Origin of the sequence: Bacillus cereus group sp. BfR-BA-01330 (assembly GCF_022663885.1) — a bacterium.
Lineage (GTDB): Bacteria > Bacillota > Bacilli > Bacillales > Bacillaceae_G > Bacillus_A > Bacillus_A cereus.
Map to the genome: position 1 here is coordinate 26198 of NZ_JAKUGK010000010.1, position 14241 is coordinate 40438.

Sequence of the window (14241 nt, forward strand, 5' to 3'; positions counted from 1 at the left end):
AATCCTATCTGTGCTCATATCTTTACATTATACTTTCCTATAAGAGCTTTCGCAATAACTTACAAATGTTCTCTATTCCATGATACTCACTCTTTTACTTCTTAATTCTTTTTACTATTTTGATTTCCCTTTACAATTATGTAAATTTCTCCATTTATTCCGTACAAAATTATGGATATTCTACTTTCAGTATAATCTTTTATCAATATATACTCTAGATTTTATTGTAAAGAAAGCAAAAAGCCTAATCCAATATTTGGATTAGACCGCTTGTAAAATATATTTAGCATGTTCTACATTTTTCTCAGTAGGTGGTTCTACATTTGCGAGTGGATACTTGTGTCCAAGCGCCTCCCATTTATATACACCAAGCTTATGATATGGTAACACTTCAACTTTTTGAACATTAGACAGACTTTGAATAAAGCTAGATAGTTTTTGTAGATCCTCTTCATTATCCGTAACACCAGGAACTAATACGTGTCGTACCCAAATCGGTTTATTCTTATCCGATAAATAACGAGCAAATTGTAAAATATGTTCATTTGGTTTCCCTGTTAATTTACGATGCTTTTTGGAATCGATATGTTTCAGATCCAATAAAACTAAATCTGTATAATCCATTAAAATATCTAGCTTATTTTGAAATTCTGGTTCCTCAGAATAACAACCACCCGAAGAGTCGATTGTTGTATGGATACCAGCCGCTTTACACTTTTTAAACAACTCAATTAAAAAGTCTAGCTGTAATAATGGCTCTCCACCGCTAACTGTTATACCGCCTCCGGAAGCTTCAATAAATGGAAGGTAACATGTCACATCCTGCATCACTTCTTCAACTGTTATTTCTTTACCTTTACCGATTTCCCACGTATCAGCATTATGACAATATTGACAACGTAATAAACACCCTTGTGTAAATATGACATAACGAATCCCCGGGCCATCAACAGTACCACAAGACTCTACAGAATGTATTCTTCCTTTTACCATGTTACTTCCTCCTTTATTGAAACAGCCTCCCTTCGCTATATATTAAGAGCGAAGGGACACCTTTTTTCATTTACATGCTTTCATGCATTGTACGGTTAATTACATCAATTTGTTGTTCACGAGTTAATTTAATAAAGTTTACAGCATAACCAGATACACGAATTGTTAATTGTGGATACTTCTCAGGATGTTCCATTGCATCCATTAATGTTTCACGGTTAAATACGTTAATATTTAAGTGGTGCCCTTCTTTTACTGCATAGCCATCAAGCATTGATACTAAGTTACGTACTTGTACATCATCTTCTTTACCAAGTGCTTTCGGAATAATAGAGAATGTATTAGAAATACCATCTTGTGCATCTTCATATGGTAATTTAGCCACAGATAATAATGAAGCTAATGCACCTTTTGTATCGCGTCCATGCATTGGGTTCGCACCTGGTGCAAATGGTTCTCCAGTACGGCGGCCATCTGGAGTATTACCAGTTTTCTTACCGTAAACAACGTTAGATGTGATTGTTAAGATTGACATTGTATGAACAGAGTTTCTGTATGTTTTATGTTTACGAAGTTTATTCATAAATGTTTTTACAAGATTTACAGCAATCTCATCTACACGATCATCATTGTTACCGTATTTAGGGAAATCTCCTTCAATCTCGAAGTCAACTGCAATACCATTTTCATCACGAATTGGTTTTACTTTTGCGTACTTAATTGCACTTAATGAATCTGCTACTACAGATAGACCAGCGATACCTGTTGCCATTGTACGAAGAACGTTTGTATCATGAAGTGCCATTTCAATACGTTCATAGCTATATTTATCATGCATGTAATGGATAACATTTAATGTGTTTAAATATAGACCCGCTAACCATTCCATTGTCATATCAAACTTATGCATAACTTCTTCATAATTTAATACTTCAGAAGTAATTGGTGCGTACTCAGGACCAACTTGTGCTTTTGACTTTTCATCTTTACCACCGTTAATCGCATATAATAATGCTTTCGCTAAGTTTGCACGAGCTCCGAAGAACTGCATTTGTTTACCGATTCTCATTGCAGATACGCAACATGCAATACCGTAATCATCGCCGTATTCAGGACGCATAATGTCATCATTTTCATATTGAATTGCTGATGTTTTAATAGACATTTTCGCACAGTAGTTTTTAAAGTTCTCTGGTAATTGTTTAGACCAAAGAACAGTTAAGTTTGGTTCTGGAGCTGGTCCTAAATTATCTAATGTATGCAAGAAACGGAATGAGTTCTTTGTTACTAATGGACGACCATCTAATGCCATACCACCGATAGATTCAGTTACCCAAGTTGGGTCACCAGAGAATAATTCATTATAATCAGGTGTTCTTGCGAATTTCACAAGACGTAATTTCATAATGAAGTGATCTACAATTTCTTGTACTTCTTCTTCTGTTAAAGTACCATTTGCTAAATCTCTTTCAATGTAAATATCTAAGAATGTAGAAGTACGTCCAAGACTCATTGCAGCTCCGTTTTGCTCTTTAATCGCTGCAAGGTATGCGAAGTATAACCATTGGAATGCTTCTTGTGCATTTGTTGCTGGCTTAGAAATATCGAAGCCATGAGAAGCAGCCATTTCTTTTAACTCTTGAAGTGCACGCATTTGCTCAGATAACTCTTCGCGTAAACGCATTGTATCTTCGCTCATTACACCACCAGTTAAATTCAAATCAGCTTTTTTCGCTTCAATTAAATGATCAATACCATATAACGCTACTCGGCGATAGTCACCGATAATACGTCCACGTCCGTATGCATCTGGAAGACCAGTAATAACACCTGATTTACGTGCATTTCTCATTTCTGGTGTGTATGCATCAAATACACCTTGGTTATGAGTTTTTCTCCACTCTCTAAAAATACGACTAAGTTCTTTATCCATTTCGTATCCATAAGATTCACAAGCTTGTTCTGCCATACGAATACCACCATATGGTTGTAAAGAACGTTTAAATGGTTTATCAGTTTGGAAACCGACTACTTTTTCAATATCTTTATTTAAGTATCCTGGGTCATGTGATGTAATAGAAGAAACAATTTTTGTATCCATATCAAGAACGCCACCGTTTTCACGTTCTTTCGTTGTTAAATCCATTACTTGATCCCAAAGTTGTTTCGTTGCTTCAGTTGCTTCTGCTAAGAAAGATTCGTCCCCTTCGAAAACGTTTACATTATTTAAAATGAAATCGCGAACATCAATCTCTGCTTTCCATTTTTCACCTTTAAAGTTTTCCCATGCGTTTTTAACATTTTCTAATACTTGAGTCATCCTAATCTCCTCCATTTTTGATTAGTACAGGACTAAGATTTTTTATATAACAGCTTACACACTTAGAATACTACTTTTTTACGAAAGTGAACGAAATAGTTGTGACATGTTTGTGAAATATTGAGCAAACTACTATATATATAGTGTTAACTTCATTTAAAAGTCTTTAAAATTAACCCTTTCCTTAATTGTATTTTTTTGGTATCCTTATATACGAGTCCTATTTTGTAATATAAGAACAATACCCATTGTAGAGCTGTAATACTCTTATCTCCTAATCTGTTATAGTTTTTATAACAGAACAAAAAAGTGTACACATGTTGTACACTTTTTTTGTTACTTCTATAAAACATCTCTTTTTCTATTGCCATCATAGAATCCGCCACGATTGTCTGTTAATGCAATTATTTGATCTAGTCCTTCTATATGATCACCTATAATTCGAAGTACAGCTGGTGGATGACCTATTTTAGCAAAATGTTCACTGGGACGAATACGGTTCATCTTATCGACCTCAACACGACTTACACATGCAACTTCAAATCCTGAAAGAATAGCTTTCACTTGGGCTACACACGGCGCCAGTAAAGATCTATACCCAATTTCTTTCAAACACTTACGGCTAAACGCATTCGGTACAGCGATAAGAGAGCCTACGCCTAGATCTTTTCTATCACAAGCTAAATTTAATGCATATTTAAATGCAGTTACAAGATGAAGCGGTACTCTTAAATCTAAATAATGATTTAGATCATTTAATGCAACATCTGTTCCATCTGCAATAGCTTTCGCAAAAGGATATAGCTCACTCGCTGGAATAACAAAATCGCCATCTATAAATAACACAATTTCTCCTTTTGCAAAATACGTTCCAAGTGAGCGCCCCACATCATTTCCGAGTGCTTCTTTATATACAATTGTCGTTGCCCCTTTGTCTTTTGCAATTTTTTTCGTTTTATCTGACGAACCATTTACGACAACGATAATTTCGAAGGGTTCAATTTTGCGAAGCTCTTCTATAACGTTTCCAATTGTTTTCTCTTCATCTTGTACGGGAATAACAACCGATAGTTGCTTTCCTTTATAGAAATCAGATGTAACACCCCACCCTTGATAAAACTCTTCAAAACTTAAAGTATGATAGACACTATCCCTTTTCCTATTTCCATCATAATATCCTCCGCGCTCATCACTGCTTAATATCCGTTCTGCTACTGCTTCTATATGATCACCTATCATTCTTTTTTCAGATTGGGAAAGATTTGTCCCATATGCAGCATGCTGGAATGGACGAAATTTATTCGGCGTAATAACGTCAATAGCACAATGACGACTAATTCTCCATTTACTTTGAACTAGGCGTAAATGAGCCACAATAGGATTAACAAAACATTCATATCCGATGCTTTGAACGACTTCTTTCGTCAGCGCATGAGGTACATCTAATAAAGAATTCATTTTTAATTCTTCACGCTCTAACATTGCATTTAATATTTGGCGCCATACTGTAATAGAAGTGGTTTTTTGTCTTTTTAAAAATAATGCATCCAAATTATTTAAAACTACATCTGCCTGATCGTATAAAATCGGATTAAGGAATAATTTTAATTTTGAAGTTGGAATAGCAAAATCACCATCTATAAATAGTAATACATCACCTATCGCATGTTTTGCGCCGACTGCACGTCCAACATCGTTCCCTAGTAGCTCTGTATGCTTGATTACTTTACACCCTAAACGATCTGCAACATCTTCTGTTCCATCATTACAACCGTTTGCTACTACAATGATTTCTACTGGATTTAATGGTCTTACCGATTGAATAACGTCTGAAATCGTATCGACCTCATTACATGCAGGAATAATAACAGATAATGACTTAGCCATTGTTTTGTTCACGAAACCACTTAATTGTTTCCTTCAATCCGTTTTCCCACGTTACTTTCGCCTGAAATTGAACAAGCTCTTTTAATTTTGTTACATCTGGTCTTCTATTTGGAATTTCTTCAAAACCATGAGGATATACTTCTTCAAAAGGCACTTGGACAATCTTCGAAGAAGAATTCGTTAATTTTTTAATTACTTCTGCTACTTCTTTTATGCTCTTTTCATTCTCAGAACCTATATTAATAATCTCACCATTTACCTTCTCATCCATTGCCCGAATCGTTGCCTCTACCGCATCACTTATATACGTAAAACAACGTGTCTGCTTTCCATCTCCATATACGAGAATGTCTTCTCCTTGCAGTGCCGCGCGGATAAATCGCGGGATTACTCCTGCATATGGACCATCTTTCGCTCTTGGACCATAAATATTAAAGTATCGAACAATCGTTACTGGTAAACCTTCTAATGCGTACCCTAAACATAATGTCTCTTCCAACGTTTTACAAACTGCATAACTCCAACGAATTTTAGAAGTTGCCCCGTACAATCGATCTCCCTCTTCAGAGAAAGGCGGCTTGGCCTTACCATATACTTCTGAAGTAGAAGCAAAAACTACTTTCTTCTTTCCTTTTAACGCTGCTTGTAAAACATTTCTCGTCCCATCAAAATTCGTTTCTATGAGCTCTATACTTTTTTCCATTGTTGTTTTCACACCTAAAATTGCTGCTAAATGAAACACGACATCATGCTGATCTACTAATTCATAAATAGAATTTTTATCTAAAACACTTATTGGAATAACACGGATTTCTTTCATTAACTCTTTATGGTACTTATTTTTACCTTTATAAAAGTTATCCACAACAGTGACCTCATAACCTCTTCTCATCAACTCTTCAGCTAAATGCGACCCGATAAATCCGGCCCCACCTGTAATTAAACATTTCTTACTCATTTACTCACCTTCTTTACAATCCCGCGTGTATCTATTACTCGATCCATTCCTTTAAAAAGCTTCCAATCAATATTAGAATGATCCGTTAAAATTAAAATACAATCCGCTTTTTTAACTTTTTCTTCATCTAAAGAAACAGATTGGTACACCTTATCTCCAATTTCCGCGGAAGAAATATAAGGATCATGATATTCTATCTCGTATCCTTGATTTCTTAATAATTGAATAATCGGTAACGCTGGTGATTCTCTCAAATCATTTACATCTTTTTTATACGCAATCCCTACAATTAACACCGTTGCAGGTAATTGCACCACACTTTTTACTTTCCGGACCATTTTCTCTGGCATTTCTTCATTAATTATATGTGCAGCCTCAATTAATTGACTAATTGCCCCATTCTTTTTTATTCTCCATTGAAAATATAAAGGGTCTACGGGAATACAGTGTCCCCCTATCCCTGGCCCTGGCCAATACGGAGTAAACCCAAATGGTTTTGTAGATGCCGCTTCAATGGCCTCATAAAAATCAATGCCTAAACTTTCACATAGTGTGTTTAGTTCATTTACTAAAGAAATGTTAACTAAGCGCTGAATATTTTCAAATAGCTTGCACATCTCTGCTACTTTCGGAGAGCTAACAGGTACAACTTCGTCAAAAATGGTACTATATAAATCCTGTACCTTTTGTTTACACTTTTCTGTTTGTCCACTAATAACTTTTGGAATAGCTTGAACTGAATATTGACTATTTGCTGGATCAATTCTCTCAGGGGAATATCCGATATAGAAATCTTCCCCTACCTTTTTACCATTTTGAGAAATAATAGGTAGGATGACTTCTTCAAGTGTACCTGGATATGTGGAGCTTTCAAAAATGAAGGTTTGTCCTTTTTGAAGGTTTTGTTGTATATAATGCGAAGCTGAAATGAGGGCACTTAAATCTGGTTCTCTTTGTTCATTAATTGGAGTCGGGACAGTGACAATAACATAATCACTATTTTGAAAATCAGCAATGCCTTGATCCGGTGTATTTACTGTTAATTTTTTTTTCGTCAATAAACTTTGTAACTCTTTAGAAGAAACATCCGGAATATAACTTTCTCCTTTTATAATTGAGTCTATTTTTCTAATATCTTTATCTAATCCAAGTACTGTATGCCCTCTTTCTGCAAAATGTACCGCTAAAGGAAGGCCAACATACCCTAGCCCAATAATAGCTACTTTACTACTATTCATTTGTATTCTCTTCTTCCCTTCTCAATTGTTGAATTACATCTCTATCTCTATCTCCATCTGTAAAACCACCACGTTCGTCCGTACATTGTAATAAATACGCAACCGCTTCAAGTTGATCACCGAAAATACGATCAAATGCTGAAATACGCCCATTTACAAATTCGTGTTGCTCTGGACGTACACGACTACTATTCATTTGTATTCTCTTCTTCCCTTCTCAATTGTTGAATTACATCTCTATCTCTATCTCCATCTGTAAAACCACCACGTTCGTCCGTACATTGTAATAAATACGCAACCGCTTCAAGTTGATCACCGAAAATACGATCAAACGCTGAAATACGCCCATTTACAAATTCGTGTTGCTCTGGACGTACGCGATTTGTTTTTATAACATCTACTAACTCTACTGTTGTAATAGAGAATCCTTCTAAAATAGCTTTCACTTGTGCTAATGGCGGAATGATAAGGGAATCATATCCTATTTTCTCTATTACCTTCTTATGAATGGCATGTGGTACAGCAGTTAGTGAGTTATTCCATAAATCTGGTCGTTTCGCTATCAAATTCACAAAGTATTTTCCCATACTAATTGGATCTGCTGGATGAAACATATCTAATAAGCATTGTAAATCATTTAACACCACGTCATTTCCATCTTCAACAGCATGTAAAAATAGAGTGAGTTTTTTTGCTGGAATAACAAGATCACTATCAACGAATAAACAAATATCTGCCGTAGCATGCATGGCACCTATTGCTCGTGCTACATTATGTCCAAGCGCCTTCGTAAACTCAACAACAATAACATTCTCTAGCTTTGCCTGTTTAACAGTCTCAACATCTGCTCCATTCGCGACAACTATAATTTCATCTACACCTGCTTCTTTCACTTCTTTTATAACAGACCTTATGGTTATTTTCTCTTCTGATACTGGGATAATGGCACTATATTTCGCTTTATTCTTTTGTAATAAAACTGGTTTATACTTTCCTACAAACTCTCTATCTCTATTGTCCTCTGAAAAACCACCGCGTTTACCATATGTTTCGATTACGTATTGTAAAGCTCGCAAATGATCACCCATAATACGACTAGTCGCTTTCGGATAAGGAGAGCCAGACGATGTACCAGTATGCACAGGACGAACTTTATTTGTGTAGATGACATCAACTGAAGCCATATCAGAAATATCTACTCCTCTAGACATCGCCATCGCTTGAAATAATGCTGGATCTGCTAAATTCCACCACCCCAGTTTTTCAATCACTTTACGACTTATCGCATGTGGTATTGCAATTAAAGATCCTACAACAAACTCTTTCTTGTTCAAATAACGATTTAACATATATTTTCCAACCGTCGTATAATGCGGTCTCATCTTCAAGTAAACGGACCATGTTAAATTATTTAAAACAATCTCATGTCCTTGTCGTATTCCTTTAATAAAATTGTATAATTCTTCACTTTTCATGACGATATCACCATCTAAAAACAAAACAATCTCGCCTTTTGCTTCTCTAGCACCAATTGCCCGTCCCACATCATTACCAAGAGAATATCTATAATAAATCACACGGCAATTATGCTGTAATGCTATTTCCTTCGTCCCATCTGTCGATCCATTATCTACTATGATAACTTCATATGGTTCGAGCTTTCTTACCTCTACTAAAACTTTTGATAAAGTACTTGCTTCATTATGCACTGGAATAACAACTGACACTCTCATACTTGTATCACTCTTACCCTTCCAAGCGAACATAAGCAATAATAGGAATACGCACAACTACATCTTCTGGTGGTCCATAAGAAGGAGAAGTACGAACAATTACTGCCCCATCCGTCACAGATAAAAGAACGCCTACAATGATTTCTACAGCTGTCACAACTTGCACTAGTTCTCCAACATGGTTACGTAATTCATCAGTAAATAACATATATAACTCTCCTTTCTTAAGCTTCTTTAATTGATATAATACTTGTAAATGGTAATAAAACTTCAGTTCCTATTCCTTCTTGCAATGTTAAAAAGTCATCACCAACTGCTACAATAACACCTGTTAATTGTCCAACTGTCACCGTAATCTCTACGCTTTTACCTAAATACTGCTTTGCAATTTCTTTAAAAGGTGATGTATTGCATTCTTTTAAAATGTTACAAATAATAGATTGAAATCTACTTGATTCAATAACTTCTTCCGTAGCTTGCTTAGAGTTTCTTTGAATAAATCTCGCGAAGTTTTGTGAAAATAAAAGTCTTTCCACAGCAGGCAATAACTTATTATCTAAAAAATAATCTAATTGTCTATTAAACAATCTTGATAATTTATGCCAATATTTTCTGAACAGACACATACACTTCTCCTCCTATTATTTTTAGATTATAAAATTTTACATCCATACATCTTAATGTATACAAAATGGATATTTTTGTGATAGGTAAGACATACATTTTCTAAAAGAAATATTTGTTTCAGAGCATAAAAAAAACTATCCAAAAGGATAGTTTCTTACACTTCAATATTCCGCAATATCGAATAAATGTCATTATTCACTTTACCAAATGATTTAATATTATTTTGAATGTTAGATAATAAAACAACATATACACTACCATTTTTACTAAATCCGTTTAAGCAATTCCAACCTGGCATTACACCATGATTCGAATAGCTTCCTGGGTCTACGTACCATCCAAACCCGTAACCCTTTTTTCCACCCGTAAACATTTGATCGTAACTCTCTTTTGAAATTAATTTTCCAGAGTATAACGCCTCATTAAATAAATATAAATCATGTGCACTCGTATATATATCACCACAACCATAAAGTTGTGACATGCTTGGAATATTAGGCGTTGTCATATTATTATTTACTATTTTATAACCCGTTGATGGGAATCTTGTTTGTTCTAACGCTGTGCCAAAGCCAGAATGTTTCATACCCGCAGTAGCAAAAATATGTTGTTTAATATATTCTTCGAGTGACTGCCCACTTACCTTCTCTGCAATATAAGCAAGTATAGAGTAGTTCGAATCAGAATACTTCCACTTCTCTCCCGGACCACCAATACGCTTTTGATTTCCTATCCGCTTTATCAGTTCTTCATGAGAAATATCTTCTTTTCCCTGCTCATATTCGGGAATCCCTGATGTATGTGTTAATAGATGTTTTAGCTGAATATTATTACCTTGTGGAAAATCTGGAATATACTTCGCAACAGTATCTTCTACTTGTAATTTATTTTGATCTTTCAATTGCATAATAGCAGTTGCTACAAACGCCTTTGAAATAGAACCAATATAAAAAGTCGTCTCTGAATTATTCGGTACTTGCTGCTCTTTATTTGCCATACCGTACCCTTTATTCAGAAGAACTTTTCCGTTCTTCACAATAACAGCTGTCCCGCTAAATCCTGCGTTTTGTAAATACTGGTCCAATTGAGCGTTTTCATTAATTTCTTGAGGTGGTCCTTCAGCAGGTTTCTCCGCTGCTTGCGCTTGCTTCATTTGTTCTTCCTGCTCTTTTTGTTTTTGCTTCTGTACTTCTTGTTTCTTTTTTTCTTCTTTCTTTTTTAACTCTTCTTGTTTCTTCATTTCTGCTGCCGCTTTTAAAGTTTCTTCTTTCTTATTATGCGCAACAATTTTTGTATACATGAAATATACAAGTGATAATAGTAAGACGAGAATGATTGTTCTTTTTATGTATACAATCGGCCGATGTGCTTTCCCATTCGCATTATTTTTTTCCTGATCCATAATTGCTTTTTTCCCCTTACTCACCAATAATTTAATTCCTCTACTAAAGATTTATTTTAGTAGATTATGGATAATCCATTCTATATCATCCCTACTTTATCACGCACTGCACATATTACCAACCTATATGTACAAAAAAGAAAAAGAAAATTTACAAAAGTAAGATTCCCGTTAAATTATTAACAAAAAAAAGAGGATATCCTCTAAAAAATTGATGTTATCAATCTTTTGGGACATCCTCTTATCTCATTATTTATACGTGTTTTTTCATATCATCGGCAACAGATTCAACATTTGTACCTACGATAACTTGTACACTAGTATTACTTAATTTCATAACACCTTTTGCACCAGCACGTTTTAATGCTGCTTCATTTACTTGACCAGCATCTTTTACTTGTAAGCGTAGACGTGTTGCACAGTTATCAATAACTGTTAAGTTTTCTTTTCCGCCTAAAGCTGCTACGTAAGTTTCACCAATTGAACCTGCAACTGGTGCATCACCATCTTCAACTAACTCATCGTCATCTTCACGACCAGGAGTTTTTAAATCGAACTTCTTAATTAAGAAGTAGAATACTATGAAATAAATTGCTGCGTAAATTAAACCGATACCTGCTAGTAAGACTGGTTTTGTTGCAATACCGAAGTTTAAAGCATAATCGATTGCACCGGCACTAAATGAGAAACCATCATGAATGCCAAGTGATGTTGTAATGAATAAAGAAAGACCTGTTAGTACAGCATGAATACCATATAATACTGGTGATAAGAACATGAATGAGAATTCAATAGGCTCTGTAATACCAGTTAAGAATGAAGTTAATGCTAGACCAGCTAACATACCAGTAACTGCTTTACGCTTTTCTGGTTTAGCAGCTGCAATCATTGCGAAACATGCTGCTGGTAAACCGAACATCATAACTGGGAAGAAACCAGTCATAAACATACCTGCTGTTTTGTCACCTGCAAGGAAACGAGCAATATCACCATTAACAACATTACCTGCTGCATTTGTAAAGTCCCCAAATACAAACCAGAAGTATGTGTTCATTACGTGGTGTAAACCAATTGGGATTAATAAACGGTTTAATAAACCAAATAATCCTGAACCAATTGCACCTAAATTAACAATTCCATGAGCTAATGCATCAATACCATTTTGAATTGTTGGCCAAATTTGTGCAAATAGAATTCCTAATATCAGCATCACAACTGATGTAACAATTGGAACGAAACGTTTTCCAGCAAAGAAACCTAACCATTCTGGAAGTTTAATCTTATGGAATTTATTATAAAGAAGTCCTGCTATAACACCAACAATAATACCACCTAAAACTTTCATATCTACTTTAGTCGATAATTCAGCAGCCTTAGATACTTGTGTCATTGTATCCGCAAGCTTAGATGGATCTACATTTGCGCTATTACCTATTAAATCTTGGACTTTACCTAATTTACCTTGTAATTCAGCAGTTGAATACCCTTTGCTAAGTGCATCAATACTATTTTTCATAACAAGATAACCAATTGCACCTGCAAGACCTGCTGCACCACTACCATCCACTGAAAGACCGATTGCAATACCAATTGCAAAAATAAGTGCTAAGTTATCAAAAACTGCTGCGCCGGCCTGTGCCATAACAGGAATATCAAATACATCTGGTTGCCCTAAACGAAGCAATAATCCTGCTGCTGGTAGTACTGCGATCGGAAGCATTAAAGCTTTACCAATACGTTGTAAAAACTGCAACATTTTAATTCCCCCTAATTTAATTTATGAAATCGTTATCATTATAAGTACGCTTTAGAAAACGCTTTCTATTACATAACCATAATAACATATAGTTGTATAGATGTGTAGTTTTTATTTCTGAACTTTTTATGGATAAATCTCCTATTTCCAAACTGTTATATAAAAGGAAAATTCTCCTTTTTAAAATACAGAATACTCGAAACGAAAGACCTATTATATCACATTGAACTTTCGTTTTATCATTCCACTTTTTCATGTTATTATTTATTTCCGAGCATATCGGGAAAAGTAAACTTAGTTAATTCAAAATAGGAGCGTTGGTACTATGCAGTGCATTGAAACAAACAACTTACAACAGTTGTTAGAACAAGTAAAACCATATACGAAAAAAGGCAAACTTGCTACTTATATCCCCGAACTAGGAAATGCAAATCCAGACGATTTAGGGATTGCCATTTTCCATAAAGAAACAGAATATATCCATGCAGGCAACTCACAAACACTATTTACTCTTCAAAGTATTTCCAAAGTAATTACACTTGCCCTTGCCCTTTTAGACCGTGGTGAAGAATATGTATTTTCTAAAGTTGGAATGGAACCAACGGGTGACCCATTTAATTCTATTATTAAGTTAGAAACGACAAGTCCGTCCAAACCCCTTAATCCAATGATAAATGCAGGAGCATTAGCTATTACAAGCATGTTAGCAGGAAAAGATAACGAGGAAAAAATGGAACGTATTCTTCACTTTGTACGTGAAATAACAGATAATCCTACTATTAATTATTCCTCTAAAGTTGCCGATTCAGAATTAGAGACAGCTTATCTAAACCGTTCACTTTGTTATTATATGAAACAAAACGGAATTATCGATTGTGATATTGAAGAACTTATGGATTTATATACTCGTCAATGCGCAGTTGAAGTAAACTGCATCGATTTAGCACGTATCGGCTTAATTTTTGCAATGGATGGATATGACCCATATAAGAAAAAACAAATTATCCCTAAGCATATTACAAAAATTTGCAAAACATTTATGGTCACATGTGGTATGTATAACGAATCTGGTGAATTTGCAATTCGTGTTGGTATTCCTGCAAAAAGTGGTGTAGCCGGTGGTATTTTTGGCTGCGTAAAAGGAGACATGGGAATCGGTATTTTCGGACCAGCTTTAGATGCAAACGGAAATAGTATTGCTGGTTTTAAAATTCTTGAACTTCTTTCTGCTCAAGAAGGTTGGAGCATTTTTTAATCGCGAGTTATCCTGCTATACTAGCAGGATTTTTTATTTCGCCAAAACCTCCCTTTTGTCAGTTATCAATAC

12 protein-coding genes and 2 pseudogenes are annotated in these 14241 nt (G+C 35.0%); 1 reads left to right on the top strand and 13 read right to left on the bottom strand.

Annotation, left to right across the window (positions count from 1 at the left end; all coding sequences use genetic code 11):
• Window positions 1-261: 261 nt before the first annotated feature.
• The 13 genes and pseudogenes from pflA to MR112_RS29005 all read right to left on the bottom strand — a co-directional run bounded on the left by pflA (window position 262) and on the right by MR112_RS29005 (window position 13170).
• On the bottom strand, window positions 262-993 hold the full coding sequence (gene pflA / locus MR112_RS24760) for a pyruvate formate-lyase-activating protein (protein WP_000238458.1): 732 nt from the start codon (window positions 991-993) through the stop codon (window positions 262-264).
• A 70-nt stretch (window positions 994-1063) separates the two neighbouring features.
• Window positions 1064-3313 (bottom strand): formate C-acetyltransferase, encoded by a 2250-nt coding sequence (gene pflB, locus MR112_RS24765; RefSeq protein ID WP_000195471.1) that lies wholly within the window; start codon window positions 3311-3313, stop codon window positions 1064-1066.
• A 152-nt stretch (window positions 3314-3465) separates the two neighbouring features.
• Window positions 3466-3687: a hypothetical protein gene (locus MR112_RS24770; protein ID WP_002094217.1), complete on the bottom strand. Its 222-nt coding sequence runs from the start codon at window positions 3685-3687 to the stop codon at window positions 3466-3468.
• Complete coding sequence (locus MR112_RS24775) at window positions 3656-5200, bottom strand: glycosyltransferase family 2 protein (RefSeq protein WP_013141734.1); 1545 nt, start codon at window positions 5198-5200, stop codon at window positions 3656-3658. Before MR112_RS24775 ends, MR112_RS24770 begins: the two co-directional genes overlap by 32 nt.
• A complete protein-coding gene (locus tag MR112_RS24780; RefSeq protein ID WP_242245527.1) occupies window positions 5193-6158 on the bottom strand; it encodes an NAD-dependent epimerase/dehydratase family protein in 966 nt (321 codons plus the stop codon). The genes MR112_RS24775 and MR112_RS24780 overlap by 8 nt, the downstream gene beginning before the upstream one ends.
• Window positions 6155-7396, bottom strand: a complete 1242-nt coding sequence (locus MR112_RS24785) for a nucleotide sugar dehydrogenase (RefSeq protein ID WP_001088925.1) — start codon at window positions 7394-7396, stop codon at window positions 6155-6157. The genes MR112_RS24780 and MR112_RS24785 overlap by 4 nt, the downstream gene beginning before the upstream one ends.
• A pseudogene (locus MR112_RS24790) lies at window positions 7389-7592 on the bottom strand (glycosyltransferase family 2 protein); the annotation flags it as partial. The gene MR112_RS24785 and the pseudogene MR112_RS24790, both read right to left, overlap by 8 nt.
• Window positions 7585-9129 (bottom strand): glycosyltransferase family 2 protein, encoded by a 1545-nt coding sequence (locus MR112_RS24795; RefSeq protein WP_242245529.1) that lies wholly within the window; start codon window positions 9127-9129, stop codon window positions 7585-7587. The pseudogene MR112_RS24790 and the gene MR112_RS24795, both read right to left, overlap by 8 nt.
• Before the next feature lie 13 nt (window positions 9130-9142).
• Window positions 9143-9337 (bottom strand): LSm family protein, encoded by a 195-nt coding sequence (locus MR112_RS24800; RefSeq protein ID WP_000899470.1) that lies wholly within the window; start codon window positions 9335-9337, stop codon window positions 9143-9145.
• 16 nt (window positions 9338-9353) lie between these two features.
• Window positions 9354-9755, bottom strand: coding sequence for an LSm family protein (locus MR112_RS24805; protein WP_000335532.1), 402 nt, complete (start codon window positions 9753-9755; stop codon window positions 9354-9356).
• A 155-nt stretch (window positions 9756-9910) separates the two neighbouring features.
• A complete protein-coding gene (locus MR112_RS24810; protein WP_242245530.1) occupies window positions 9911-11158 on the bottom strand; it encodes a serine hydrolase domain-containing protein in 1248 nt (415 codons plus the stop codon).
• Window positions 11159-11411: 253 nt separating this feature from the next.
• The gene (gene nagE / locus MR112_RS24815) at window positions 11412-12914 is read right to left on the bottom strand and encodes an N-acetylglucosamine-specific PTS transporter subunit IIBC (RefSeq protein WP_000938900.1); all 1503 of its coding nucleotides are present in this window, start codon (window positions 12912-12914) and stop codon (window positions 11412-11414) included.
• Window positions 12915-13055: 141 nt separating this feature from the next.
• Window positions 13056-13170: pseudogene (locus MR112_RS29005) on the bottom strand (transcriptional regulator).
• A gap of 69 nt (window positions 13171-13239) precedes the next feature.
• Between MR112_RS29005 and glsA the strand changes: the two are divergent.
• Window positions 13240-14169, top strand: coding sequence for a glutaminase A (glsA, locus tag MR112_RS24820; RefSeq protein WP_001149850.1), 930 nt, complete (start codon window positions 13240-13242; stop codon window positions 14167-14169).
• Window positions 14170-14241 lie beyond the last annotated feature (72 nt).